The organism is Geodermatophilus sp. SMS 5-13 (assembly GCF_059428245.1).
Genome location: NZ_CP165729.1, coordinates 5,070,601 through 5,095,435, shown reverse-complemented (window position 1 = coordinate 5,095,435; position 24,835 = coordinate 5,070,601). Strand labels below are relative to the sequence as shown.

Annotated in this window: 30 protein-coding genes; 19 read left to right on the top strand and 11 right to left on the bottom strand. The window is 75.4% G+C overall.

Annotated features, from left to right (window positions below):
• The first annotated feature begins 19 nt into the window (after positions 1-19).
• The 3 genes from AB3388_RS24710 to AB3388_RS24700 all read left to right on the top strand — a co-directional run bounded on the left by AB3388_RS24710 (position 20) and on the right by AB3388_RS24700 (position 3,318).
• Positions 20-946 (top strand): NAD-dependent epimerase/dehydratase family protein, encoded by a 927-nt coding sequence (locus AB3388_RS24710; RefSeq protein WP_495407965.1) that lies wholly within the window; start codon positions 20-22, stop codon positions 944-946.
• A gap of 135 nt (positions 947-1,081) precedes the next feature.
• Positions 1,082-1,615 carry a heme-binding beta-barrel domain-containing protein gene (locus AB3388_RS24705; protein WP_495407964.1) on the top strand — a complete coding sequence of 178 codons (534 nt, stop codon included), beginning with the start codon at positions 1,082-1,084 and terminating at the stop codon, positions 1,613-1,615.
• Positions 1,612-3,318 (top strand): DUF885 domain-containing protein, encoded by a 1,707-nt coding sequence (locus AB3388_RS24700; protein ID WP_495407963.1) that lies wholly within the window; start codon positions 1,612-1,614, stop codon positions 3,316-3,318. Before AB3388_RS24705 ends, AB3388_RS24700 begins: the two co-directional genes overlap by 4 nt.
• Here AB3388_RS24700 and AB3388_RS24695 read toward each other — a convergent pair whose 3' ends face one another.
• The 3 genes from AB3388_RS24695 to AB3388_RS24685 all read right to left on the bottom strand — a co-directional run bounded on the left by AB3388_RS24695 (position 3,319) and on the right by AB3388_RS24685 (position 6,539).
• Positions 3,319-4,026: a hypothetical protein gene (locus tag AB3388_RS24695; RefSeq protein WP_495407962.1), complete on the bottom strand. Its 708-nt coding sequence runs from the start codon at positions 4,024-4,026 to the stop codon at positions 3,319-3,321.
• A gap of 320 nt (positions 4,027-4,346) precedes the next feature.
• Positions 4,347-5,648 carry a Na+/H+ antiporter NhaA gene (gene nhaA, locus AB3388_RS24690; RefSeq protein ID WP_495407961.1) on the bottom strand — a complete coding sequence of 434 codons (1,302 nt, stop codon included), beginning with the start codon at positions 5,646-5,648 and terminating at the stop codon, positions 4,347-4,349.
• Positions 5,649-5,714: 66 nt separating this feature from the next.
• Positions 5,715-6,539, bottom strand: coding sequence for an aminotransferase class IV (locus AB3388_RS24685; RefSeq protein WP_495411481.1), 825 nt, complete (start codon positions 6,537-6,539; stop codon positions 5,715-5,717).
• 63 nt (positions 6,540-6,602) lie between these two features.
• On the opposite strand from AB3388_RS24685, the gene AB3388_RS24680 reads away from it, so the two are divergent.
• From AB3388_RS24680 to AB3388_RS24640, 9 genes are all read left to right on the top strand, one after another.
• Entirely contained in the window at positions 6,603-7,076 is a 474-nt protein-coding gene (locus AB3388_RS24680; protein WP_495407960.1) for a Fur family transcriptional regulator, read from the top strand.
• The gene (gene ygfZ / locus AB3388_RS24675) at positions 7,073-8,161 is read left to right on the top strand and encodes a CAF17-like 4Fe-4S cluster assembly/insertion protein YgfZ (RefSeq protein ID WP_495407959.1); all 1,089 of its coding nucleotides are present in this window, start codon (positions 7,073-7,075) and stop codon (positions 8,159-8,161) included. The genes AB3388_RS24680 and ygfZ overlap by 4 nt, the downstream gene beginning before the upstream one ends.
• A complete protein-coding gene (locus tag AB3388_RS24670) occupies positions 8,158-9,012 on the top strand; it encodes a beta-keto acid cleavage family enzyme (protein ID WP_495407958.1) in 855 nt (284 codons plus the stop codon). The genes ygfZ and AB3388_RS24670 overlap by 4 nt, the downstream gene beginning before the upstream one ends.
• Complete coding sequence (locus AB3388_RS24665) at positions 9,009-9,575, top strand: RsiG family protein (RefSeq protein WP_495407957.1); 567 nt, start codon at positions 9,009-9,011, stop codon at positions 9,573-9,575. The genes AB3388_RS24670 and AB3388_RS24665 overlap by 4 nt, the downstream gene beginning before the upstream one ends.
• Positions 9,576-9,634: 59 nt before the next feature.
• Entirely contained in the window at positions 9,635-10,579 is a 945-nt protein-coding gene (locus AB3388_RS24660; RefSeq protein WP_495407956.1) for an asparaginase, read from the top strand.
• 88 nt (positions 10,580-10,667) lie between these two features.
• A complete protein-coding gene (locus AB3388_RS24655; protein WP_495407955.1) occupies positions 10,668-11,162 on the top strand; it encodes a helix-turn-helix domain-containing protein in 495 nt (164 codons plus the stop codon).
• Positions 11,159-11,917 (top strand): hypothetical protein, encoded by a 759-nt coding sequence (locus AB3388_RS24650; RefSeq protein ID WP_495407954.1) that lies wholly within the window; start codon positions 11,159-11,161, stop codon positions 11,915-11,917. The genes AB3388_RS24655 and AB3388_RS24650 overlap by 4 nt, the downstream gene beginning before the upstream one ends.
• 128 nt (positions 11,918-12,045) lie before the next feature.
• Positions 12,046-12,354, top strand: a complete 309-nt coding sequence (locus AB3388_RS24645) for a DUF2516 family protein (protein WP_495407953.1) — start codon at positions 12,046-12,048, stop codon at positions 12,352-12,354.
• Positions 12,351-12,824 carry a PaaI family thioesterase gene (locus AB3388_RS24640; protein ID WP_495407952.1) on the top strand — a complete coding sequence of 158 codons (474 nt, stop codon included), beginning with the start codon at positions 12,351-12,353 and terminating at the stop codon, positions 12,822-12,824. The genes AB3388_RS24645 and AB3388_RS24640 overlap by 4 nt, the downstream gene beginning before the upstream one ends.
• Before the next feature lie 66 nt (positions 12,825-12,890).
• Here the strand turns inward: AB3388_RS24640 and AB3388_RS24635 are convergent, their stop codons facing one another.
• Positions 12,891-13,094: a PspC domain-containing protein gene (locus tag AB3388_RS24635; RefSeq protein ID WP_495407951.1), complete on the bottom strand. Its 204-nt coding sequence runs from the start codon at positions 13,092-13,094 to the stop codon at positions 12,891-12,893.
• A gap of 24 nt (positions 13,095-13,118) precedes the next feature.
• On the opposite strand from AB3388_RS24635, the gene AB3388_RS24630 reads away from it, so the two are divergent.
• Positions 13,119-13,631 carry an O-acetyl-ADP-ribose deacetylase gene (locus AB3388_RS24630; RefSeq protein WP_495407950.1) on the top strand — a complete coding sequence of 171 codons (513 nt, stop codon included), beginning with the start codon at positions 13,119-13,121 and terminating at the stop codon, positions 13,629-13,631.
• Here the strand turns inward: AB3388_RS24630 and AB3388_RS24625 are convergent.
• The 4 genes from AB3388_RS24625 to AB3388_RS24610 all read right to left on the bottom strand — a co-directional run bounded on the left by AB3388_RS24625 (position 13,621) and on the right by AB3388_RS24610 (position 16,644).
• Complete coding sequence (locus tag AB3388_RS24625) at positions 13,621-14,481, bottom strand: spermidine synthase (protein ID WP_495407949.1); 861 nt, start codon at positions 14,479-14,481, stop codon at positions 13,621-13,623. The two genes, AB3388_RS24630 and AB3388_RS24625, sit on opposite strands and share 11 nt — an antisense overlap.
• Before the next feature lie 4 nt (positions 14,482-14,485).
• Positions 14,486-15,247: a maleylpyruvate isomerase family mycothiol-dependent enzyme gene (locus tag AB3388_RS24620; protein ID WP_495407948.1), complete on the bottom strand. Its 762-nt coding sequence runs from the start codon at positions 15,245-15,247 to the stop codon at positions 14,486-14,488.
• 30 nt (positions 15,248-15,277) lie between these two features.
• Complete coding sequence (locus AB3388_RS24615) at positions 15,278-15,694, bottom strand: nuclear transport factor 2 family protein (protein WP_495407947.1); 417 nt, start codon at positions 15,692-15,694, stop codon at positions 15,278-15,280.
• A 95-nt stretch (positions 15,695-15,789) separates the two neighbouring features.
• Positions 15,790-16,644: a class I SAM-dependent methyltransferase gene (locus tag AB3388_RS24610; RefSeq protein ID WP_495407946.1), complete on the bottom strand. Its 855-nt coding sequence runs from the start codon at positions 16,642-16,644 to the stop codon at positions 15,790-15,792.
• 34 nt (positions 16,645-16,678) lie between these two features.
• On the opposite strand from AB3388_RS24610, the gene AB3388_RS24605 reads away from it, so the two are divergent.
• Positions 16,679-17,689 (top strand): UDP-N-acetylmuramate dehydrogenase, encoded by a 1,011-nt coding sequence (locus tag AB3388_RS24605; RefSeq protein ID WP_495407945.1) that lies wholly within the window; start codon positions 16,679-16,681, stop codon positions 17,687-17,689.
• A gap of 38 nt (positions 17,690-17,727) precedes the next feature.
• Here AB3388_RS24605 and AB3388_RS24600 read toward each other — a convergent pair whose 3' ends face one another.
• Positions 17,728-18,513, bottom strand: a complete 786-nt coding sequence (locus tag AB3388_RS24600) for an SDR family oxidoreductase (RefSeq protein WP_495407944.1) — start codon at positions 18,511-18,513, stop codon at positions 17,728-17,730.
• 100 nt (positions 18,514-18,613) lie between these two features.
• Here AB3388_RS24600 and mshA point away from each other — a divergent pair, with 100 nt between their 5' ends.
• Genes mshA through AB3388_RS24585 form a run of 3 tightly spaced genes read left to right on the top strand, consistent with a single transcriptional unit; the run spans position 18,614 to position 22,088 of the window.
• Positions 18,614-19,951 (top strand): D-inositol-3-phosphate glycosyltransferase, encoded by a 1,338-nt coding sequence (mshA, locus tag AB3388_RS24595; RefSeq protein WP_495407943.1) that lies wholly within the window; start codon positions 18,614-18,616, stop codon positions 19,949-19,951.
• A complete protein-coding gene (locus AB3388_RS24590; RefSeq protein ID WP_495407942.1) occupies positions 19,948-20,517 on the top strand; it encodes a type III secretion system chaperone family protein in 570 nt (189 codons plus the stop codon). The genes mshA and AB3388_RS24590 overlap by 4 nt, the downstream gene beginning before the upstream one ends.
• The gene (locus AB3388_RS24585) at positions 20,514-22,088 is read left to right on the top strand and encodes an MFS transporter (RefSeq protein WP_495407941.1); all 1,575 of its coding nucleotides are present in this window, start codon (positions 20,514-20,516) and stop codon (positions 22,086-22,088) included. The genes AB3388_RS24590 and AB3388_RS24585 overlap by 4 nt, the downstream gene beginning before the upstream one ends.
• Positions 22,089-22,092: 4 nt before the next feature.
• Here the strand turns inward: AB3388_RS24585 and AB3388_RS24580 are convergent, their stop codons facing one another.
• The gene (locus AB3388_RS24580; protein ID WP_495407940.1) at positions 22,093-22,848 is read right to left on the bottom strand and encodes a methyltransferase domain-containing protein; all 756 of its coding nucleotides are present in this window, start codon (positions 22,846-22,848) and stop codon (positions 22,093-22,095) included.
• Between the two features lie 60 nt (positions 22,849-22,908).
• On the opposite strand from AB3388_RS24580, the gene AB3388_RS24575 reads away from it, so the two are divergent.
• Entirely contained in the window at positions 22,909-23,208 is a 300-nt protein-coding gene (locus AB3388_RS24575; protein ID WP_495407939.1) for a hypothetical protein, read from the top strand.
• Between the two features lie 34 nt (positions 23,209-23,242).
• Positions 23,243-24,010 (top strand): phosphoglyceromutase, encoded by a 768-nt coding sequence (locus AB3388_RS24570; RefSeq protein WP_495407938.1) that lies wholly within the window; start codon positions 23,243-23,245, stop codon positions 24,008-24,010.
• Positions 24,011-24,090: 80 nt separating this feature from the next.
• On the opposite strand, the gene phoU is transcribed toward AB3388_RS24570, so the two are convergent.
• A complete protein-coding gene (phoU, locus tag AB3388_RS24565; protein ID WP_495407937.1) occupies positions 24,091-24,750 on the bottom strand; it encodes a phosphate signaling complex protein PhoU in 660 nt (219 codons plus the stop codon).
• Between the last annotated feature and the right edge of the window lie 85 nt (positions 24,751-24,835).

Genomic DNA, 24,835 nt, shown 5'->3' with positions numbered 1-24,835 from the left:
CAGAGATCGGGAGAGCGTCATGTCACTGCACGTCATCGTCGGCAAGGGCCCCGTCGGATCGACCACCGCCGAGGAGCTCGTCGCCCGCGGCCACCAGGTGCGCATCCTGTCCCGCAGCGGGGGGCGCTCGACGGGGACCGTGGAGCACCGGCAGGTGGACGCCGCCGACCCCGACGCGGTCGCCGCCGCCGCACAGGGCGCCGCCGCGCTCTACAACGCGGTCAACCCGTCGTACCACCGCTGGGCCACCGACTGGCCGCCGGTCGCCGCTGCGCTGCTGTCCGCGGCCGAGCGCACCGGCGCCGTCCTGGTCACCATGGGCAACCTCTACGGCTACGGCCGCCCGTCCGGGCCCATGGCGCCGGACTCGCCGCTGGCGGCGACCGACACCAAGGGCCGCGTCCGCGCGCGGATGTGGGCCGACGCGCTCGCCGCGCACGAGGCCGGCCGCGTCCGAGTGACCGAGGCGCGCGCCGCGGACTTCGTCGGCCCCCAGGTGCCGGGCAGCCACTCGCACCTCATGCGCCAGCTGCCGGCGCTGGAGAAGGGCCGGCGCGCCTGGGTCGTCGGCGACCCCGACGTCCCGCGCGGCTGGTCGTACCTGCCCGACGTCGCGGCGACCCTGGTGACCCTCGCGACCGACGAGCGCGCGTACGGCCGGCCCTGGCACGTGCCGAGCGCGATCCGCTCCCAGCGCGAGGCGCTCACCGACCTCGCCCGTGCCCTCGGCCGGCCGGCGCCCCGGGTCAGCGGGATCCCGTGGAGCGTGCTGCGGGCCATCGGCGTGGTCTCGCCGATGATGCGCGAGGTGGTCGACGTGAAGCACCAGTTCGACCAGCCCTACGTGATCGACGCCTCCGTCACCACGGCCACCTTCGGCCTGGCGGCCACCCCCTGGGACGAGGTCGTCGCCGCCTCGACCGGCCGGCTGCGCACGGCCGCCTGAGGACCGGCTCCGGCGCCGTCCTACGGTGGGGGCCATGGTCTCTGCCTGGGTCCTGGTCACCCTGGCGGCGCTGGCCGCGCTGTGCAGCGCGTACGGCGCCTACCGGGTGGCGCGCCGGCCGCGGGGCGTTCGCCGGTGAGCGCCCCGACCGAGCTGCCGGTGCCCGACACCGCCGACGTCCGCACCGGCCCGGAGGTCGACGACGGCCTCCTGGCCCTCCTGCCGCTGCTCGGCGAGTGGCACGGCGAGGGCCAGGCGGCCGGTGGAGGCGGCGACCACCGCTTCGGCCAGTGGATCCGGTTCGCCCATGACGGGCGCGGGTTCCTGAGCTACGAGGCCCGCTCCTGGCGGCTCACCGACGACGGGCAGATCGTCGGTCCGGACTCGCGCGAGTCCGGGTTCTGGCGGCCCCGCGGCCGCGACGACGTGGAGCTGCTGGTGGCCAGCCCCGACGGCTGGGTGGAGATCTACCTGGGCCGGGCCCGGACGACGACCAGCTGGGAGCTCGCCACCGACGTCCTGGCCCGCACCCCGGACGCCCCCGACGTCGTCTCCGCCGTCCGGCTCTACGGCATCGTCGAGGGCGCGCTGATGTACGCCATCGACCGCGCCGGGCCCGATCAGCAGCTGCGACCCACCATGTCCGCCCGACTCGAACGGATCCGATGACCGCCGCCGCAACACCCGCCACCCCCCGTCAGGTCGCCGACGCCTACGTGGAGGCGGTCAGCGACCTCGACCCCATCGTCGCCACCGCGCTGGGCAACCGGCCCGGCGACGACCGGTTGCCGGACCTGAGCCCGGAGGGGCTCGCGGCCGAGGCGGCCCTGGTCCGCGACACCCTGGCCGACCTGGATCGCGTCCTCGCCGAGAACCACGCCCTCGAGGACGACCCGATCGAGCGGCGCTGCGCCCGGCTGCTGCGCGAGCGGCTCGAGGCCGACCTCGCGTCCCACGAGCTCGGTGACGGCTTCCGCTCGCTGAACAACCTGTTCAGCCCGCTGCACTCGACCCGCCAGGTCTTCTCGCTCATGCCGACGCAGTCGGAGGAGGACTGGGCGGTCCTCGCCCGCCGCCTCGCCCGGGTGCCCGAGGCCTACGACGGCTACCGGCAGACGCTGGAGGAGGGCTCCCGGCGCCGGCTCTTCCTCGCCCCCCGGCAGGTCGAGACGGTCGTGGGCCAGCTCGGGGAGTGGCTGCAGGGCCCGTACTTCGCCACGTTCGTGCAGGCCGGCCCCGAGTCGCTGCGCGGGGAGCTGGAGACGGCGGCGCGCGCGGCCGACGAGGCCGTCGCCGGGGTCCGCGACTACCTGCGCGACACGTACCTGCCGCGCACCGCGGGGACGCCCGACGCCGTCGGGCGGGAGCGCTACGCCGTCGCCGCGCGCCGCTGGACCGGCTCGGACCTCGGCCGCGGCGGCGGCCTGGAGGAGGCCTACGCCTGGGGCTGGTCCGAGCACCAGCGGATCCTGGCCGAGCAGCGGATCGAGGCCGACAAGGTCGTCTCCGGTGCGACGCCGATGGAGGCCATGCGCTGGCTCGACATCAACGGCGAGGCGGTCGAGGGCGTCGAGGCGGTCCGGGATCGGCTGCAGGCGATGATGGACGAGGCGATGGACGCCCTCGACGGCACGCACTTCGACCTGGCCGGGCCGGTCCGCCGGGTCGAGGCGATGATCGCGCCGCCCGGCAGCGCCGCCGCGCCGTACTACACCCGCCCGGCGCTGGACTTCTCCCGCCCGGGCCGGACCTGGCTGCCCACCCTGGGCCGCGAGCGCTTCCCCCTGTGGGACCTGATCTCGACCTGGTACCACGAGGGCGTTCCCGGCCACCACCTGCAGCTGGCGCAGTGGGTCTACGTCGCCAAGGACCTCACGAACTACCAGACCTCGATCGGCTCGGTGGGGGCCAACGTCGAGGGCTGGGCGCTCTACGCCGAGCGGCTCATGGACGAGCTCGGCTTCCTGACCGACTCCGGCGCCCGGCTCGGCTACCTCGACGCCCAGCAGATGCGCGCCGTCCGCGTCGTCGTCGACATCGGCATGCACCTGGAGCTGCCGATCCCGGACGACGCCGAGGGCGCGATCGCCGACGTCCGCGGCAAGCCCTGGACGCCCGAGCGGGCCCGTGCCTTCTTCGGTGAGAACAGCGGCCGGGACCCGCAGTTCCTCGACAGCGAGCTGGTGCGCTACCTGGGCATCCCCGGGCAGGCCATCAGCTACAAGCTCGGCGAGCGGGCGTGGCTGGCCGGCCGCGAGGCGGCGCGGCGCAACCGCGGCGCCGGCTTCGACCTCAAGGCCTGGCACATGGCGGCGCTGTCGCAGGGCTCGCTGGGCCTCGACGACCTCGAGTCGGAGCTCGCCCGCCTGTAGTCAGTCGGGCGGCGGGTTGACCGGGTCGCTGTCCGGCGTCACCGGGTCGCCCGGCTCGGCCGGCCAGGCGTCGACCCCGTCGGCGTCGAGCAGGGCGGTGACGGCGGCGACGCTCGCGCCGACGTAGCTGCTCATCAGGTCGATGTCGGTGACGACGCACCAGCTGCGGTCGGCCGGGAACCACAGGCTCGGCCCCTGCTCGGCGGGCTCGGGCGCGAAGTTGGCGGCGGCGAGCGCGACCGGGCCGCGGACCAGCCGGTGGCCGCGATCCCCGAGGACGAGGGTGCCGGCGTCCGGGGCGGCGTCGGACCAGGCGCCGAACCAGCAGTCGTCCGGGGTGGCGGTGTGCCGCGCCAGGACGGCGGCGACGCGGGCGGCGACCGCGGCCGCCAGGTGACCCTCGGCGGGTGAGTCGTTCCACAGCTCGGGCTGGTCGTCGTCGGCCATGTAGTCCCAGGCGCCGGTGATCGCCGGCCACTGCATCAGCCGGTGCGCCGTCCGGTCGTTGAGCGCGGCGACCGCGGCCCACGGGACCTCGACGTCGTCGTCCCCCTCGTAGCGGACCGCGGGGTGCAGGACGCGGGCGTAGGCCGCGAAGACCGGGGGGACGAGCGAGGCGACGGTGGGCGGGTCGGCCGGGGCGAGCGCGGCGGCGAGCCAGGCGCCGGCGGAGACGTCGGTCTCGACGGGGCGGCCGGCGAGCTGCACGCGTCCTCCCCCGGGAACGGACAACCCCCGGGCTGCTCCGCGGCGCCGGCCCCTGCGGGAGCAGGACGGCTGCGCGCGGGCCGACTGGACAAGTGTCGGCGGCCCGGGGGTCGGGTGACTGTCCGGTTCTCGCTCGCCGCCGTACGACGGACGGGCGATCATGCCGTCGTTCGAAGGTCTCTCCGAACGGGCGGCCCATCTGGACGGCGGCTAGCGGACAGCCACCTCACGAGTCCGATAAGCATGCAAAGTTCGGACCACCTCCTCTCTCGTGTACCTCGACGGTACGACGCCGTCGGAGCACCCGGCAACGTCATTGTTCAGCCGTCGGAGGAATCCGGTTCGAAGACGTCCGGAACGCCGTCGGCGTTCGCGTCCACCTGCTCGAGCGCCCACATCCGGCGGTACCGGCGGTTGCGCAGCCGGAGCAGCCCGGCGGCCAGCAGCGCGGCCGTCAGCGTGCCGACCAGCACGCCCACCTTGACGTGCTCGTCGCGGACCGATCCGGTGCCGAACGCCAGCTCGCCGATCAGCAGCGACACGGTGAACCCGATGCCGCCGAGCAGGGCGAGCCCGACGACGTCGGGCCAGCCGAGGTCCTCGTCCAGCCGCGCCCGGGTGAAGCGGGACACCAGCCACGTGCTGCCGCTGATCCCGATCGCCTTGCCCACCACGAGCGCGACGACGACGCCGAGCGCCACCCGGTCCTGCAGGGAGGCGACCAGGCCGGAGAACCCGCCGACCGTCACCCCGGCCGCGAAGAAGGCGAACACCGGGACGGCCACCCCCGCCGAGATCGGCCGGAAGCGGTGCTCCAGGTGCTCGGCGAGCCCCGGCCCCGCGTCCGGCCCGCCCGCCTGCTCGCTGCGCCGCACGGGCACGGTGAAGGCGAGCAGCACCCCGGCGACGGTCGCGTGCACCCCCGAGGCGTGCACCAGGCCCCAGGTGAGCACCGCGAGCGGCAGTAGCAGCCACCAGCTGCGCACCCGCTTCTGCACCAGGAAGCCGAAGACCGCCAGCGGCAGCAGCGCCAGCAACAGCCACGGCAGCTCCAGCTCCGAGGTGTAGAAGAGCGCGATGACCGTGATCGCCAGCAGGTCGTCGACGACGGCGAGGGTCAGCAGGAAGGTGCGCAGCCCGCTCGGCAGGTGCGTGCTGATCACCGCGAGGACGGCGAGGGCGAAGGCGATGTCCGTCGCGGTCGGGATCGCCCAGCCGCGCAGGCCGCCGCTCCCGAGGTTGAGCAGCACGTAGAGGACGGCGGGCACCGCCATGCCGCCCACCGCCGCGGCCACCGGCAGCGCCGCCCGGCGCGGGTCGCGCAGGTCGCCGGCCACGAACTCCCGCTTGAGCTCCAGCCCCGCGACGAAGAAGAAGACCGCCAGCAGCCCGTCGGCCGCCCAGGCGCCCAGCGTCAGGTCCAGGTGCAGCGCGGCCGGCCCGACGGTGGTGTCCCGCAGCGCCGCGTAGCCGGCGGCCCAGGGCGAGTTCGCCCAGGCCAGCGCGAGCGCGGCGCCGATCAGCAGCAGCACCCCGCCGACGGTCTCCTTGCGCAGGATCGCCGCGATCCGGCCGGCCTCGGGCCAGGTGCCGCGGCCGAACAGGCGGAGGGGGCGGGTCATCGGGCGGCTCCTGGGCTCGGCGGCGGCACGTGCCGACCAGACTTCCCGGCTCACCCGGCGGCGACCCTACCGGCCGAGCAGCTCCCGCACCCGGGCCGTGAGACCCGCGTCGTCCCGCCGGACGCCGTCGAGGGTGTGCACGGTCGCGACCCCGCGGACGCCGGAGACCAGCCAGACCGCGTCGGCGGCGTGCAGGTCCGCGACCGTGCCGTGGACCGACGCCGTCGGCCACCCGGCCTCGGCGGCGCGGGCGAACAGCCGGGCCATCGTCGTCCCGGCGAGGATCCCGGTCTCCAGCGGCGGCGTGCGCAGCCCGCCGTCGGTGGCCCAGACGACCGTCGAGGTCGGGCCCTCCAGCAGCCGCCCCTCCAGCGAGGTGAAGACGACGTCGTCCGCGCCCTGCGCGTGGGCGTGCCGCAGCGCGGCCATGTTCACCGCGTACGACAGCGTCTTCGCCCCGCCCAGCAGCCACGGCGCCTGCCGGCGGAAGTCGGCCGGCACGCCCAGGCCGAGGGTGAGGACGGCGATGCCCTCGGCGCGCTGCCGCAGCACCTCGGCGGTCACCGGCGACAGCACCGCGAGCACCGTCGGCGCGCAGCCCTCGCCGAGGCCGCGGGTCAGGTAGAGCCGGCAGGCGCCCTCGACGTCGGCCGGCCACCTCTCCACGACCGCGGCGACCAGCGCCCGCCAGGCCGCCTCCCCCGGGTCGGTCAGCTCGAGCAGTGCCGCCGAGCGGGCCAGCCGGGCGAGGTGCGCGTCGAGCCACGGGGTGGCGCCGGCGACGACGTCCACGGACTCGAAGACGCCGTCCCCGCGGGCCAGCCCCTGGTCGAAGGCGGTCACCACCGGCTCGTCGGCGGCGACCGTGCGCGCCTCGCCGTCCTGCCACATCGCCACGCGTCGACCGTCCGCCACGCCCCCAGCCTGCCGTACGCCTCGGCATAGGCTCGCCGGGTGGCGCACGACTCCCCGGCCGCCGGGCCCGACGCGCCGCTGGCGGAGCGGCTGCACGCCCGCGGCCTGCGGCTGACCTCGCCGCGCCGGCAGGTGCTGGCCGCGGTGGAGGCGCTGCAGCACGCCACGCCGGAGACGATCGCCACCCGGCTGCGCGAGCAGGCCGGCCCCGGCGGCACCGCGCCGGACACGTCGACCGTCTACCGCAACCTCGAGGTCCTCGAGCGGCTCGGGCTGGTGTGGCACACCCATCTCGGCAAGGGCGCGCCGGTGTACCACGCGGCCGCCGAGCACGCGCACCTGCACGTGGTGTGCCAGTCGTGCGGCACCGTCGCCTCGGCCGCTCCCGACCTGCTCGACGGCGCCGCGGAACGTCTCGCGGACGAACTGGGTTTCACGGTGGACGTGGGGCACGTCGCGCTGTCGGGCACCTGCCGCGACTGCCGCGAACGAGCCGGAACGGAGCACGCATGAACCCCCTGCTGGAACGCCCGGGCGCGGTCGCCGTCGAGGGCGGCACGATCGCCGCGCACTACGGGGACCCCCTGCGCGAGCAGCGGCTGATGGCCGAGGGCGCCGGCCTGGTCGACCGCAGCGACCGCGACGTGCTCGTCGTCCCGGGTGCCGACCGCCTGACCTGGCTGCACAGCCTGACCAGCCAGCACCTCGAGCGGCTCGCCGACGGCGCCGGCACCGAGGCGCTGGTGCTCTCGCCGAACGGGCACGTCGAGCACCACCTGGTGCTCGCCGAGCTGGGCGGGACGACGTGGGCCGACGTCGAGCCCGGCACCGGCGCCGCGCTGCTGGGCTTCCTGCAGCGGATGGTGTTCATGCTCCGCGTCGAGCCCGCGCTGGTCACCGACCGGTGGGCGGTGCTCTCGCTGGTCGGCCCGCGGTCGGCCGCCGTCCTGACCGCCGCCGGGCTGCCCGTGCCCGAGGGCGTCACGGCCCTGGACGGCGGCGGCCTCGTGCGCCGGATGCCCCCGATCGGGGACGGCGCGGCCGTGTACGACCTGCTGGTGCCGCGGGCCTCGGTCGGTGCGCTCGCCGACGCGCTGCTGGCCGCGGGCGCGGGCCTCGCGGGCGCCGACGCGTACGAGGCGCTGCGGGTCGAGGCCCGGCGTCCGCGGTTCGGCGTCGACACCGACCACCGCACCATCCCGAACGAGCTGCAGTGGCTCACCACGGCCGTGCACCTGGACAAGGGCTGCTACCGCGGCCAGGAGACCGTCGCCCGCGTGCACAACCTGGGCCGGCCGCCGCGGCGGCTGGTGCTGCTGCACCTCGACGGCGTGAGCGAGGAGCTGCCGCCGCCCGGCACGCCCGTGCAGGCGGGGCCGCGCGAGGTCGGCCGGGTGGGCACCGTCGTCCGGCACCACGAGCTCGGGGTCGTCGCGCTGGCGCTGGTGAAGCAGTCGGTGCAGCCGGACACCGCGCTCACCGTGGGCGCGGCGACCGCCGCGATCGATCCGGACGACGTCCCGGCGCAGGTCGACGACGAGCGCGCCGCGGCCCGCGAGCGCGTGCGGGCCGTCCGGTCTGCGAACATCGGCCGGTGACCTCGGGCACCCTCATCACCCTGGCGCCGACCGGCGCGGAGTCGGCGAAGGCCGACGTCCCGGCCCTGCCGGTGACCGTCGAGGAGGTCGTGGCCACCGCGCGCGACTGCCAGGCGGTCGGCGCCGCCGTGATCCACCTGCACGTCCGCGGCGAGGACACCCGCCCGACCCTCGACCTGGGCCGCTGCCGCGAGGTCGTGCAGGCGGTGCGCGAGGCCACCGACCTCGTCGTCCAGATCTCCACCGGCGGCGCGGTCACCGATCCGTTCGACGCGCGGCTGGCCGTGCTCGACGTCGAGCCGGACGCCGCGTCGCTGTCGCTGGGCACGGTGAACTTCGGCCGCGACGTGTTCAGCAACCCGTGGGACCTCATCGTCGAGCTGCACACGCAGATGCAGCAGCGCGGCGTCGTCCCGGAGTACGAGGTCTTCGACCTCGGCCACCTGGCCACGCTGCAGCGGCTGCTCGACCGCTACGGCCCGCCCGCCGGCGGGCACGTGCACGTCGACCTGGTCATGGGCGTCCCCGGCGGCATGCCCGGGACGACGCAGGCGCTCGCCGCGTGCCTGCCGCTGCTCCCTGCGGGATCGACCTTCGCGGCCACCGGCGTCGGGCGGACCTCGCTGCCGGTGATGCTCGCCGCCCTGTCGGCGGGAGGGCACCTGCGGGTCGGCATGGAGGACACGCTGACCTACGCTCCCGGCGAACCGGTGCGCGACAACGCACAGTTGGTGGCGCGCGCGGCCGGGCTCGCCCGCATCGCCCAGCGGCCGCCGCTGACGACCGACCAAGCCCGGACGCTGCTCGGCATCCCCACCGACAGAGACCTCGCAGTGGAGGCAACCCAGTGAGCCCCTCGAAGCCGAAGCCGTCCCCCGCCGGGGGCGCCGCCGTCGACGCGCTGCTCGACCCCGCCTTCGTCGACAACGCGGTGCGTCAGCCGATGGGCGAGGTCCGCCGGCTGCGCCGGCAGGCCGAGCAGGAGGAGGTCAACCTCTCCTACACCCGCCGCCTGCTGCAGGGCCGGCTGGACATCGTGCGCCGCGAGCTGCAGCGCCGCGCCGAGGACGACGGCCGCTCGCTGGTCGACCTGCTGCCCGAGATCCTCGCCGAGAAGGGCCGCGGTCCCGCGCACGGCCTCGGCCGGCACCAGACCGTGCAGCCCTCGGCCCCCGAGGAGTACGAGTCCTGGGTCAACGCGCTCACCGACGTCGACCTCTCCGCGATCAGCGAGCTGCCGGATGCCGACCTGGAGCGGGCCGCCCGCGCGCTCGCCGAGGCCGAGAGCGGCCTGTCGGAGCGCCGCCGCGGCGTGCAGCAGGTGATGGACGCGCTCGCCGCCGAGCTCGGCCGCCGCTACCGCGACGGCGAGGCCGACGTCGCGGCCCTGCTCGCCGACGAGGGGCGTCACTGAACGCCGTCACCCGTCCCGGTACCGCTCCAGAGGCCGATGCCGCCTGGCCGGACAACCCGGTGCTGGTGGAGGTGTGGCGCTCGGGCTTCCTCGAGTCGGTGCACCGCGGAGCGATGGTCGTGCTCGACCCCGCCGGGGCGGTGCTGGCCGCGGCCGGGGCGGTCGACCGGGCGATCCTGCCGCGCTCGTCGAACAAGCCCGTGCAGGCGACCGCGCTGCTGGCCTCCGGGTGGACGCCGCGGTCGGCGGAGGAGCTGGCCATCGGCGCCGGCTCGCACTCCGGGGAGGACGGCCACCGGGAGCTGGTCGCCGGGATGCTGGCCGCCGTCGGGCTCGGCGCGGACGCCCTGGGCTGCCCGCCGGCGCTGCCCTCGCACGAGCCGACCCGCGCCGCCTGGCTGGCGGCGGGCCGGGCGCCCGAACGGCTGGCGATGAACTGCTCCGGCAAGCACGCGGCGATGCTGTCGGCGTGCGTGGCGGCCGGCTGGCCGACCGACGGCTACCTCGAGCGCGACCACCCGCTGCAGCTGGCCGTCGAGGCGCGGCTGGCCGAGACGGCGGAGGAGCCGGTCGCCGCCGTCGTCGTCGACGGCTGCGGCGCGCCGCAGCACGCGCTGACCCTGACCGGGCTGGCCCGTGGCGTCCTGTCGCTGGTGGAGGCGGCGCCGGGCAGCCGGGAGCGGTCGGTGGCCGACGCGATGCGGGCCCACCCCTGGTACGTCGCCGGCACCGGCCGCGAGGACACCGACCTGATGGGCGCCGTCCCCGGGGTGCTGGTCAAAGCGGGTGCCGACGGCGTGCACGTCGCCGCGCTGCCGGGCCGCGGCGCGGTCGCGCTCAAGCTCGACGACGGCGGCGACCGCGGCCGCACGCCGGCGCTCGCGGCCGGCCTGCGCCGGCTCGGGGTGCGCGACGACCGGCTCGCGCCATGGTTGCTGACGCCGGTCAGCGGGGGCGACGGCGTGGTCGGCGAGGTGCGCGCGGCGCCGTCGGTAAACCCCTGAGCTGCGCTTTCAGCTGTGAATAGAGTCACTCCACCCTGCTAGCAGCACCGCTTGCAACTGCTAGCACCCTGCGCCTAGTGTGACTGGTGTGCAGAAGCCCACGGAGTTCGTGCGGGAGCAGGTGTCGACGGTCCGCGAGAAGGTGGACCGGGTCGCCGGTTCCGTCGCGGAGACCGTCGCCGCGGCGCCGTCCGCGTCGCAGGTGGGTGAGTTCATCCGCGAACAGCGCAATGCCGCCCGGGTGTCGTTGCGCGAACTGGCCCGCACCGCAGGGGTCAGCAACCCATACCTGTCCCAGGTGGAGCGGGGCCTTCGCAAGCCGTCGGCGGAGATCCTCGCGGCGATCGCCAAGGGACTGAAGATCTCGGCCGAGTCGCTCTACGAGCAGGCCGGGATCCTCGATCGGCGGCCCGGCAACCCGGACACCGTGGCGGCCATCCGCTCGGACACCGCGCTGTCGGAGCGGCACAAGGCGGTGCTGCTGGAGCTCTACGAGACCTACGTCCGCGAGCACGCGGCCGGCACCCCTGACGCGTCCCGCCCCGCACACGTTTCCCCCCGAAGCTCGAAGGAGTCGGCATGACCACCACCCAGACCGTGAAGCAGTACGGCGAGACCGCCGTCAAGCTCTACAAGACCCAGCTGCTGGCCACCATCGGCGCCGGTGACCTGGCCGTCGAGCGGGCCAAGACCGTCGTCGGCACGCTCCGCTCGCGCGCCGAGGCGCTGCCGGGCGAGGCCAAGGTCCAGGCCGACCTCGGCGTCAAGGAGGCCCGCACCCGGGCCACCGAGGCCGCCGGCCAGGCCCGCGCCGCCGCGCAGCAGGTGCGCACCTCGATCCGCCCCGAGGCGGTGCGCGGCACCGTCGCCGGTCTCGTGGAGAGCGCCCGGACCCAGGCCGTCGCCACCGTCGAGGCGCTCGTCGAGCGCGGTGCCCACGTCGTCGACGAGCTGCGTCAGCAGCCCGGCTTCCGCCGGGTCGTGCGCCGCGCCGAGCAGGCCGTCGACACCGTCGAGGACACGCTCGAGGACGTCCTCGAGGAGGGCGCCGAGACCGTCGTCGAGACCTCGAACAAGGTGACCTCGGTCGCGCAGAAGACCGCCGCGAAGGCCGCCAAGGTGGCCGACAAGGCCGAGCAGGCGACCGCCGAGGCCGCCGAGTCCACCAAGGAGAAGGTCGAGGCCGTCGCCGAGGAGCCGGCCAAGCCGGCCAAGCGGGCGCCGAGCAAGACCACGGCCGCGCGCAAGAGCTCGCCGGCCAAGGCCTCGGCGCGGGTCACCCGCGCCCGGACCGCCAAGCCGGCCGACCCGACCGCCGTCCCGGCCAAGAAGGCCTGACGCCGGATCGTCCCCTGGTCCAGGGCCCCGGAGCTGCGCACAGCGCTCCGGGGCCCTGTGCCGTCCGGGGGCGTTTCCCGCCCGTCGCAGCCCCGGGAACCGGGGCCGCGGCGGGTACGCTCGTCGCCGTGGGTTTCGACGGGCTGTTCATGACGGGCCTGCACTACGCCGTCTTCGTGCTGGCGGCGTGGGCGTTCGTCGACGCCCTCGTCCGCCCCGCGGCGGGCTACGTCGCGGCCGGCAAGCTGACCAAGCCGGCCTGGGTGGGGATCACCGGCCTGTCGGCGCTGGTCGAGTTCGGCATGACGCCGTTGGCCACCTTCCCGGTGCCGCTGGCCGGCTTCCTGTGGCTCCCCGCCGTCGTCGCGGCCATCGTCTACCTGGTCGACGTCCGGCCCGCGCTGCGCGGCCTGCGCCGCGGCAACAGCAGCTGGTGACCGGCGGGCCGCTGGACCCGCCCGCTCTCGACCCCGCCCGCGAGGCGCGGATCCGCGCCAGTTTCGGCGCCCAGGCCATGCTCGCCACGCTCGGCGCGAGCATCGCCGACCTCGCCCCGGGCCGCGTGGTGCTGGAGATGCCCAGCGATCCGCGCTTCGGCCAGCAGCACGGCTTCACCCACGCCGGCGCGATCACCACGCTGGTCGACACCGCCTGCGGCTACGCCGCCTTCTCGCTGATGGCGGTGGACCGCGAGGTGCTCACCGTCGACTTCTCCGCCAACTTCCTGGCCCCGGCGGTGGGGGAGGGGTTCCGGGCGACCGGCACCGTCCTGCGGGCCGGCCGGACGCTGGTGATCACCCGTGGTGAGGTGCACGCGCTGGCCGACGGTCGCGAACCCCGGCTGATCTCGGCGATGCAGGCCACGATGATGGCTGTGACCCCGCCGTCCGCGGAGCCCGGGGCCTAGGGGAAAGGACCCCGTCCTGCCCACCCTTCGCAGGCTCAGGGTGGGGCCCTGGACGGGGCCGTTCCCTCACGCTCTGGTGTCGGGCGGGATGACGATCCACAGCACGATGTAGGCGATGAACTGCGGGCCCGGCAGGATGCAGGAGAGCACGAACGCCAGGCGCAGCGCGCCGGTGGACATGCCGTAGCGGCGGGCGATGCCGGAGCAGACGCCGCCGAGCACCTTGTTCCGGGTGTCGCGGGTCAGCCGGCGGGAGACGGGCGGGGTCATGCCCGCAGACCCTACGGTCCGTCCATGCAGCTGCGTGCCGTCCTGGGCGACATCACCGAGGCCGACGTCGACGTCGTCGTGAACGCGGCCAACCCGGGCCTGCTCGGTGGCGGTGGCGTCGACGGGGCGATCCACCGCCGCGGCGGCCCGGAGATCCTCGCCGAGTGCCGGGTGATCAAGGCCGGCCTGCCCGACGGCCGCCTTCCCCGCGGCGAGGCCGTGCCCACCACCGCCGGGCGGCTGCCCGCGCGGTGGGTCGTGCACACGGCCGGGCCGGTCTGGTCGGCGTCCGAGGACCGGTCCGCGGTGCTCCGCGCCTGCTACGCCTCGAGCGTGCGGGCGGCCGACGAGCTGGGCGCCCGGACGGTCGCCTTCCCGGCGATCTCGGCCGGGATCTACGGCTGGCCGGTGGACGACGCCGCACGGCAGGCCGTGGCCGGTGTCCGGTCGGTCGCGGTCGAGCACGTCGTCGAAGTGCGCTTCGTCCTGTTCTCGCCCGAGGTGCTGGCCGCGTTCGAGGCGGCGCTCAGCGGCTGAACACCTCCGGCGGCGGCTCGGGGGAGGGCTGCGCCTCGGCGTCGGGGATCGGGCGGGCGTCGCCGGCGAAGGCGTCGAGGGCGTCGCCCTCGACGACGCGCGACGGCATCGGATCGCCGGCGCAGCGCCGCACCAGCGCGGCGATCGGCAGCGGCGCGTCGGACGCGACGGCCACGAGGTTGCCGAACCGGCGGCCGCGCAGGGTGCCGGGCTCGGCGAGCAGGCAGACGTGCGCGAAGACGCTGCGCAGGGTCGCGGCCTGGGCGCGGGCGAAGGCCAGCGGCGGCCCGTCGGCGACGTTGGCGGTGAGGACGCCGCCGGGCCGCAGCACGCGGTGCGCCTCCCGGGCGTACTCCACCGAGGTGAGGTGCGCGGGCGTGCGGGCGCCGGCGAAGACGTCGCTGACGACGACGTCGGCGCTCGCGGGGTGCATCGCGGCCAGCGCCGCGCGCGCGTCGGCGCCGCGGACCCGTACGCGGGCGTTGCGCGGCAGCGGCAGGTGCGCGCGGACCAGGTCGGTGAGCGGCTCGTCCAGCTCGGCCACCCGCTGCCGCGACCCGGGCCGGGTCACCGCGACGTAGCGGGCGAGGGTGAGCGCGCCGCCGCCCAGGTGCACGACGTCCAGCGGGCGGCCCTCCTCGGCGGCGAGGTCGAGGACGTGGCCCATCCGGCGGACGTACTCGAACTCCAGGTGGGTGGGGTCCGCGAGGTCCACGTGCGACTGCGGCGTGCCGTTGACCAGCAGCATCCAGGACCCGTCGCGGTCGGCGTCCCCGAGCAGCTCGGCGGTGCCGCCGAGCACCGGGGTGGGCCCCGGCGGGAGCGGGCCGTCCTTCCTGCGTCGCGCCATGCGGTCAGCGGCCGCGCAGCAGCGCCTCGGCGGCCGCATCGCCCTCGACGCGGACCTCGGCGGGGCGGCCCCACAGGTGCAGCAGCAACTCGGTGCCGGCGCCCGAGAGCCGCGCGTCCGCGCCCCCGGAGTGCTCCGCCGCGAGCTCGACGACGCCGCGGGTCACCCGGACCTCCCACTGCCGGCCGGTGTCGGTGCTACTCACGGCGACGACCGCCTCGGCCGAGACCAGCGGCTCGGTGTGCGCCCACCGCGGGACGACGATCCCCAGCAGCTCGTCGACGCCGTCCTCGGCGAGCTCCGGGTCGAGCGGGGCGTGCGGAACGCCGGCGGCGGCCTCCAGGTCCATCCGGTGGACGGCGAGCTCGTGCGCCTGCCGCCGCGCCCAGGACGCGGCGACCTTGGGTGCCGCCGGGCTCATGTGCCAGGCGGGCGACTCCGGCGGCACCGTCCGCAGCGCCCGCACCAGCTCGGTGTGGCCGTCCGCGTACCAGTCGAGCAGGTCGCCGTCCGGCGGCTCGACCCCGCGCGGCGGGCCGTCGGTGGTGCCGGCCCGGACGATCGCGGTGGCCCAGCGGTGCACGGTGCCGAGGTGGCCGACCAGGTCGCGGGCGGACCAGTCCGGCACCCAGGGGACGCGGGTGTCGAGCCCGCCGTCGGCGGTGCGGGCCGTCAACTCCGCCGCGAGGGCGCCGAACCGCTCGCCCTCTCGGGCGACGGCCTCGACGCACCGCTGGCGGAGGTGTTCGCCGGCGAGGGAGGTCACCGCCCCATCGTGCCGGAGCGGGTGGCCGGTCTACGCGGGTGGTTCGCCCCCGACGTGGGCGAACGTCTTGTTGACGATCTTCCAGGTGCCGTCGATGCGGCAGAGCGAGAAGAAGTCGACGAAGGAGACCGTGCCCCAGTAGCCCTCCTCCGCCGCGGTGGCCGTCGCGACGTCGCCGAGCTGGGTGATCGCGAGGATCCGGCTCCGGTAGTTCCCGGTGTCCGCGGGGGCCTCGGCAGCGAGGTCGAAGAGGGTCTGGATCGGGACGTCGTAGCGGGTGCCGGCGAGGTCGCCGAACATCCGGGCGTCCGCGTGGAAGGCCTGCTGCAGCTTGCCGACGTCCCCCGTGGCCTCCCCGTCGAGGCAGAGCTGGATCACCTCGCGGATCGCGTCGTAGTCGTCGACCAGGGACTCGCGGGCGGTCCCGATGTCCGGATAGGTCGTCATGGCGCCTGCCTCCGCCTCAAGGAACGAGGGCGCCATGCTGGTCCCGGCTCGAGGGCCTGACCAGGGCGCTCCGGCCTGCCCGCGGCGAGGCGGGATCAGGGTGCGACGGCCGACCAGCGCACGGTCACCTCGCCCTGCTTCCACCGGCGGCTCGAGCCGACGAACGGCCAGCCCTGCTCGGCCATCGCCTCGACGGCCGCCGTCCAGCGTTGGCGAGGGCCGAACGTCGAGAGCCCGGCCGCGGCGGCCCAGGCCGCGTCGAAGGCGCGCAGGAAGGCGTGCACCGGCCGGCCCGGCACGTTGTGGTGGATCAGGGCCTTGGGCAGCCGCTCGGCGAGGTCGGACGGCTTGTCCAGGTCGGCGACGCGGGCGGAGAGGGTCAGCGTCAGCGGCCCGTCGGCGTCGAGGGCCACCCACGCCCCGCGCCGTCCCCACTCGTCGCAGGTGCCCTCCACGATGAGCCCGCCGGGGCCGAGCGCGGCGCGCATCGTCTCCCACGCGCGAGCCGCGGACTCCTCGTCGTACTGGCGCAGCACGTTGAACGCGCGCACCAGCACCGGCGCCAGCCCGGCGAGCTCGAAGCCGCCCGCGCGGAAGTCCACGCGCGGCGGGTCGCGGTCGGCGGCGACGGCGGCCACCCGCTCCGGGTCGATCTCGAGGCCGACGACCTCGAGGCCGGTCACCGCGGGGGCGAGCCGGTCGACGAGCTCCAGGGTCGTGACGGCGGAGGAGCCGTAGCCGAGGTCGACGACCAGCGGCCGGGCGGCGTCCCGCAGCCGGGGCACCTGGGTGGCCAGCAGCCAGCGATCGACGCGGCGAAGACGGTTGGCGTTGGTGGTGCCGCGGGTCGGCAGGCCCAGCGCGCGGGCCCGGCCCGCGGCCAGCCGCGGCGCCTTCTTCCGGGGCGGCAGGGTGGCCCGCTGCTTGTGGTCCCCGCCCGAGCCGCTCACCGGTGCCGAGGGTAGTCGCGGTTAGCGTGGGGACGTGCAGGTCCGACACGACGCCCGGCTCGCCGACCTCACCACCCTCGCGGTGGGCGGCCCGATCGAGCGGCTCGTCGAGGTCACCGACGCCGCCGAGCTCGTCGCCGCCGTCCGGGAGGCCGACGAGGCGGGTACGCCGCTGCTGGTCCTCGGCGGCGGCTCGAACGTGGTGGCCCCGGACGAGGGCTGGCCAGGCGACGTCGTCCTGGTGCGCAGCCGCGGCGTCGAGCGCACCGGCGACTCGCTCGTGGTGCAGGCCGGCGAGGACTGGGACGCCCTCGTCGCGCACACCGTCGAGCAGCGGCTGGCCGGCGTGGAGGCGCTCTCCGGCATCCCCGGCTCCACAGGCGCGACGCCGGTGCAGAACGTCGGCGCCTACGGCCAGGAGGTCGCGCAGACGATCACCGCGGTGCGCGTGTGGGACCGAGCGGAGAAGAACGAGCGCACCCTGACGCCCGCGGAGTGCGGGTTCGCCTACCGCGACAGCCGGCTCAAGCGCGATCCCGGGCGGTTCGTCGTCCTGGACGTCACCTTCGCGCTGCACGCGGGCGAGCTGTCGGCGCCGGTCGGCTACGCCGAGCTGGCCCGGACGCTGGGTGTCCCGCTGGGGGAGCGGGCCCCGCTGGCCGACGTCCGCGCGGCGGTGCTGGCGCTGCGGCGCGGCAAGGGGATGGTGCTCGATCCCGCCGATCCGGACAGCCGCAGCGCCGGGTCGTTCTTCACCAACCCGATCGTGCCCGCCGAGCGGGCCGTCGAGGGCGCCCCGAGCTGGCCGGCCGGCGACGGGCTGGTCAAGCTCAGCGCCGCCTGGCTCGTCCAGTCCGCCGGCTTCGGCCGCGGCACGCGGGACGGGCACGTCGGGACGTCGTCCCGCCACAGCCTCGCGCTCACCACCGAGGACGGCGCCACCGCCGCCGAGCTGCTCGCCTTCGCCGACCGCATCGTCGCCGTCGTGCAGGAGCGGTTCGGCGTCCGTCTGGAGCGCGAACCCACCGCCGTCCGGGTCCTCTAGCCCGAAAAGGTCCCGGGACTTGAGCCCGACGAAGTCCCCTACTGCTCGCGGGCGACCTTGTGCTGGGCGGCCTGCGCGATCGGCCGCACGACCATGAGGTCGATGTTCACGTGGTGCGGGCGGGTGACCGTCCACGCGATGCAGTCGGCGACGTCCTCGGCGACCAGCGGCTCGCGGACCCCGCGGTAGACGGCGTCGGCCTTCTCCTGCGATCCCAGCCGGTTGCGGGAGAACTCGTCGGTGCGCACCATCCCGGGGGCGATCTCGATCACCCGCACCGGCTCGCCGACGAGCTCGAGCCGCAGCGTCTCGGCGAGCGTGTGGATGCCGTGCTTGGCGGCCGTGTAGGAGGCGCCGCCCTCGTAGCTGGTCAGGCCGGCAGTGGAGCCGACGAACACCACGTCGCCGGCGCCCGAGGCCCGCAGCGCCGGCAGCAGCGCCTTGGTCATCCGCACCGTGCCGAGCACGTTGACGTCGTAGGTCCGCTGCCAGGAGTCCAGGTCCGCCTCGGCCACCGGTGCGGCGTCCCAGGCGCCGCCGGCGTTGTTGACCAGGACGTCGACCCGGTCCAGCGCCGCGCAGAACGCCTCGACCGAGGCGGGATCGGTCACGTCCAGCGGCGCCGCCCGCCCGCCGATCCGCTCCGCCAGCTCGGTCAGCCGGTCGATCCGCCGCGCCCCGAGGACGACGTCGAAGCCCTCGGCCGCGAGGCGCTCGGCGGTGGCGGCGCCGATCCCGCTGGAGGCACCCGTGACGACGGCGACGCGGCCGGTGCCGGGGAGCTGGTCGGAGGCACTTGGTTGAGGGATTGAGGGACCGGGCATGTGGTCATCCTGACGTTGTTGCAGGATGGAGAGTCGGCAGGGGTGCGTTGAGCCCCCTGTGCAGCCAGCATTCGGACACAGCTCGGGCGGGAGGTCTCGCGTGCCCGCTCGCCGCTTCCGCCGGTCGGGGACGCCCCGGCGGGTGGCCACCCTCTCGGTGCACACCAGCCCCCTCGACCAGCCGGGCGCCGGCGACGCCGGGGGCATGAACGTCTACATCGTCGAGGTGTCCCGCCGGCTGGCCGCCCGCGGCATCGAGGTCGACGTGTTCACCCGCGCCACCTCCAGCGAGCTGCCGCCGGTCGTGGAGATGAGCCCCGGCGTGACCGTCCGCCACGTCAGCGCCGGCCCGTTCGAGGGCCTCGGCAAGGAGGAGCTGCCCGGCCAGCTCTGCGCGTTCACCGCCGCGGTGCTGCGCGAGGAGGCCCAGCACGAGCCCGGCTTCTACGACGTCGTCCACTCGCACTACTGGCTCTCCGGCCAGGTCGGCTGGCTGGCCCGCGACCGGTGGAGCGTGCCGCTCATCCACACCGCGCACACGCTGGCCAAGGTGAAGAACGCCGCGCTCGCCGCCGGTGACCACCCCGAGCCCCGCGTCCGCGTCGTCGGCGAGGAGCAGGTGGTCGCCGAGGCCGACCGGCTGGTCGCCAACACCGAGGAGGAGGCGCGCCAGCTGGTCCGGTTCTACGACGCCGACCCGCAGCGCACGCTGGTCGTCCCGCCCGGCGTCGACCTCGACCGCTTCTCGCCCGGTGACCGGGCCGCTGCCCGGCGGAGCCTCGGCATCCGCGAGGACGCCGTCGTCCTGCTGTTCGTCGGGCGGATCCAGCCGCTGAAGGCCCCCGACCTGCTGCTGCACGCCGCGGCCCGGATGCTCGCCGACGACCCCGGCCTGCGCGACCGGCTCGAGGTGCACGTGGTGGGCGCCCCGAGCGGCTCCGGCCTCGAGGCGCCACGGCAACTCGAGCAGCTGGCCGCGACCCTGGGCATCGACGACCTGGTCCGCTTCTCCCCGCCCCAGCCCCCGCCCCGGCTGGCCGAGCACTACCGCGCCGCCGACGTCGCCGTCGTCCCCAGCCACAACGAGTCCTTCGGGCTGGTCGCGCTGGAGGCCCAGGCCTGCGGCACCCCCGTGGTCGCGGCCGCGGTCGGCGGCCTCCCGACGGCGGTGCGCGACGGCATCTCCGGCGTCCTCGTCGAGGGGCGCGACCCCGCCGACTACGCCGCCGCGATCCGCAGCGTGCTGGCCCGCCGCCCGTTCCTCGCCGCCGGCGCCCGCCGGCACGCCGCCCGCTTCTCCTGGGACCGCACCGCCGAGTCCCTGATCGAGGCCTACACCGCCGCCGCGGGCGAGATGGCCGTCCGAACCGGTGCCGCGGCTCCGGCCCGCACCCTGGCGCCGATCCGGGCGCTGCCCGGCGCCCAGGTCGCGCGATGACGGCGGTCGTCGACCGGCTCGACGAGGTGATCGGCCGGACGCTGCGCGACAGCGAGCTGGCGCACGAGCACCCGGCCCCGGGCCGCTGGCTGGTCGACCTGCCGGGCACCAAGAAGCTCAAGACCGTGTGCGGGCTGATCGTCGGCGAGCACGCGCTGCGGGTCGAGGCGTTCGTCTGCCGCCAGCCCGACGAGAACCGCGAGCAGCTGTGGACCTTCCTGCTGCAGCACAACGCCCGCATGTACGGCGTCGCGTTCTCCATCGACGGCGTCGGCGACATCTACCTGACCGGCCGGCTGCCGCACGCCGCGGTCACGCCCGAGGAGATCGACCGGATCCTCGGCGCGGTGCTCACTTACGCCGACGACTCGTTCAACACCATGCTGGAGATCGGGTTCGGGACCTCGATCCGGCGGGAGTGGGCGTGGCGGGTCAAGCGCGGGGAGTCGCTGCGCAACCTCGAGGCGTTCGCCGCCTTCGCCGACCCGGACGCGGCCCGGACGAACGACGCGCGGACGAACGACGCGCGGACGGACGACGCGCGGACGGACGACGCCGCGACGTGACGGCGACGGACCGGGCACCCGCGGCCGGGGCCGCCGCCGCCGAGGAGCGGCCCGGCTACGCCCGGCGGTGGTGGGTCCTCGCGACCATGACGGTCTGCCTGCTCGTCGTGATCACGGGCAACACCACGCTCAACGTCGCCCTGCCGACGCTGCAGCGCGAGCTCGGCGCGACCCAGGGTGAGCTGCAGTGGGCCGTGGACGCCTACATCGTCGTGTTCGCCGGGCTGCTGTTCTCCTGGGGCGTCGTCGGTGACCGCATCGGCCGCCGGCGGGTGCTGCTCATCGGGCTGACCATCTTCGCCCTCGGCTCGGTGCTCGCCGCGTTGAGCGGCAGCCCGCTGGAGCTGATCGCCTGGCGGGCGGTGATGGGTGTCGGCGGCGCCGCGGTGCAGCCCACCACGCTGGCCGTGATCACCAACGTGTTCCCGCCCGAGGAGCGCGGCCGGGCGATCGGCATCTGGGCGGCCACGGCCGGCATCGCGGTCGCCGGCGGCCCGCTGGCCAGCGGCCTGGTCCTCGAGCACTTCTGGTGGGGCGCGATCTTCCTGATCGGCGTCCCGGTCTGCCTGCTCGGCGTCGCCGGCACGCTGGCGTTCGTCCCCGAGTCCCGCGACCCCTCGCCCGGGCGGCTGGACGTGGGCGGTGTGCTGCTGTCGATCGGCGCGCTCGCCGGGCTGGTCTACGGGATCATCCGCGGCGGCGCCGGCGAGGGCTGGGGCACCCCGGGCGTGCTCGTGCCGCTGGTCGGCGGCGTGCTGCTGCTCGGCCTGTTCGTCTGGCTGCAGCGCCGCTCCAGCCACCCCGCCCTCGACGTCTCGCTGTTCCGCAACCCGGCCTTCTCCGCGGCCGCCGGCGCGCTCGGGCTGAACTTCTTCGCGCTGATGGGCGCGACGTTCTACCTCGTCTACTACCTCCAGGGCGCGCGCGGCTACGCCCCGCTGCAGAGCGGCGCGATGCTGATCCCGGTGGCGGTCGGCATGGCCATCATGGCGCCGCAGAGCTCCCGGCTGGCCCGGCACTGGGGCCCCAAGGCGGTCTGCGCCGGCGGCTTCGTCTTCATCGGCGCATCGTTCCTCGGCATCCAGCTGCTCGACCTGGACTCGCCGGTCTGGCTGCTGGTCGTCGTCCTGTCGGTGCAGGGGCTGGGCATGGGCGCGGTCATGGCGCCGGCGACCGAGTCGATCATGTCCGTCGTCCCCCGGGAGAAGGCCGGCGCCGGGGCGGCGGTGAACAACTCCGTCCGCCAGGTCGGCGGCGCGCTGGGCGTGGCCATCCTCGGCTCGCTGCTCACCGCGGCCTACCGGGCCGATCTCGGCGACCGCGTCACCGGCCTGCCCGCGGGCGTCCGGGACGAGGCCGGGGAGTCGATCGTCGCCACCCTCGCGGCCGTCCGGGGGGTCGCCGCGGGGCAGGACGCCGAGGCCGCCCGCGCTGCCGCGGCGGTCGTCGACCCGGCCCGTGAGGCGTTCGTGTCGGCCATGCACGTCACCGCCGTCGGCACCGCGACCGCCGCGTTCGTCGCCGTCGTCGTCGTCCTCGTCTGGCTGCCGGGACGACGCCGGGCGACCTGAGCCGTCACGCGTCGCCGGGCCACCAGAAGGTCGTCGCCGTCCGGGCGCCGTCGTCGGGGAACCGCGCCATCGCGGCGGCGACCTCCGCGTCGCGCGACGCGGGCAGGCACAGCCGCCGCCGGGTGAACGCCAGCACCTCATCGGGGGCGCCGTCCCGGAACGGGTCCGGCCGCTCCCAGGTGGCCGACTCGGCCGCGATCCCCAGCTCGCCGAGCACCGCGGCGAACAGCGCCGACGTCGGCCCGTCGGGCCGGTCCTGGCCGTGGAAGTGCCGCCACAGCGGCGCCAGCGAGGTCCACGGGTGGACGTCGGTCAGCTCCACCACCACCCGCCGGCGGGCGTGCCGCGTCAGGGCGGTCACGAACGCGACGACGTCCGGGACGTTGTAGACGACGTTCGCGGCGACGGCGACGTCCGCGGCCGGCACCCCGTCAGCGACATCGGGCCACCGGCCGCACCACGTGCGCACCGGGGTGCCGCCGGCCGCTTCCCGGTAGCGGGCCAGCATGGCCTCGGACTCGTCCACGGCCAGCAGCTCGGCAGCCCCCGCCGGGATGCTCGCCGCCCCGCCGCCGGAGCCGACGTCCAGCACGCTGCCCGGCAGCCCGCCGCGGACGGCGTCCAGCGTGCTCTCCGACCTCCGGCCGGTGCCGAACAGCCCGGGCGGGAACCCGTAGGGCGATTCGGGCGCGGCGGCGAGGATGGACGGGTCGATCGCCCAGGCCGCCAGCTCGTCGGCCCAGCGGTGTGCGGCACTCACGGGGGAGATCCTGCCCGGACCGGTGCTGTTCACCCCGTCCAGCCGCTAGCGTGGACGCCGATGGACGGCACCACGGCGCAACAGCGCTTCGTCCGGGCGCTCATGGGCGTCGTCGCCGCCTCCGCGCTCGTGTACCCGATGCTGTTCTGCGCGGTGCAGCTCGTCTTCGCCCAGCTGTTCACCGTCGACGTGCTCGCGGTGGTCGTCTGGCTCTCCGTCGCCGTGATCTGCAGCGTCGGGCTGGTGGCCGCGCTGCGCTGGGGCGCCGCCCGGCGGATCCGCAGCTACTGGCTGCTGCTGGGCCTGGCCCCGCCGGCGGTCTACGAGCTCTGGCTGTTCTGGCCCGCGATCACTACCTGAGCCTTCCGCCGCCGGATCCGGCAGGATGGCCGCCGTGACTGCGACCTCATCCGGGCCCGGGACGCTGGTGCTGCTGCGCCACGGCGAGAGCGAGTGGAACAAGGCCAACCTGTTCACCGGGTGGGTCGACGTCCCGCTGTCGGACAAGGGCCGCGAGGAGGCGGCCCGTGGCGGTGAGCTGCTGGCCGAGACCGGCCTGCTGCCCGACGTGTGCCACACCTCCGTGCTGAAGCGGGCGATCTCCACCGCGGAGCTGGGGCTGGCCGCGGCCGACCGGCAGTGGATCCCCGTGAAGCGCTCCTGGCGGCTCAACGAGCGGCACTACGGCGCGCTGCAGGGCAAGGACAAGGCCGCCACCCTCGCGGAGTTCGGCGAGGAGCAGTTCATGCTGTGGCGCCGCTCCTACGACACCCCGCCGCCGCCGATCGACCCGGCCAGCGAGTACTCCCAGGACGACGACCCGCGGTACGCCTTCCTGCCGCCCGAGGCCCGGCCGAAGACCGAGTGCCTCAAGGACGTCGTCGTCCGGATGCTGCCGTACTGGTACGACGCGATCGTCCCCGACCTGCGCCTCGGCCAGACCGTGCTGATCGCGGCGCACGGCAACAGCCTGCGCGCGCTGGTCAAGCACCTCGACGGCATGGGGGACGAGGAGGTCGTCGGGCTGAACATCCCTACCGGCGTCCCGCTGCGCTACGACCTGGACGCCGACCTGCGCCCGGTCAAGCCCGGCGGCGAGTACCTCGACCCGGAGGCCGCGGCCGCCGCCATCGAGGCGGTCAAGAACCAAGGGAAGAAGTAGGAGGCGCTTCTGTGGTATTGCGTCCGGTCCTGCGGTGTTGCATCACCGCAGGAGCGACTACAACACCGCGGGAGCGCGACTCAGCTGTGATTGGCGTGCATCTCGCGCTCGCCGGTCACGAGGAAGACGACGCGGCGGGCGACGCTGACCGCGTGGTCGGCGAAGCGCTCGTAGTAGCGGCCGAGCAGCGTGATGTCGATGGCCGACTCCATGCCGTGCGGCCAGTCCTTGGACAGCAGCTCGCGGAACAGCTGCCGGTGCAACTGGTCCATGAGGTCGTCGTCGGCCTCGAGGTCCTTGGCCGCGTCGACGTCGAGCTTCGCGATGACCGTCGCGGTCTGGGCGACCAGCCGCTCGGCGACGTGGCCGGCCTCGAGGAAGATCGGCCGGACCTCCGCCGGGACCGCGTGGTCGGGGAACCGCATCCGGGCCAGCTTGGCCACGTGGACGGCGAGGTCGCCCATGCGCTCGAGGTCGCCGACGATCCGCATGGCGGCGGTGATCGTGCGCAGGTCGGTGGCGACCGGCTGCTGCTGGGCGAGCAGGGTGAAGCAGCGCTGCTCGATGCTCTCCCGCGCCGCGTCGACGTGCTCGTCGCCGGCGATGACGAGGTCGGCCAGCGCGACGTCGGCGTCGAGCAGGGAGGTGGTCGCCTTGCTCATGGCCGACCCGACCGAGTTGGCCATGTCGACCAGACAGTTGTTGATGTCGGCGAGTTCCTCGTGATAGTGCTGGCGCACGGGTTGCTGCCCCTCTCCCGGCCGATCGGCCAGTGACTTCAGTCGCACGTATCCCGGAGCCTAGGTGTCCCTGGAGTGCCCCTGC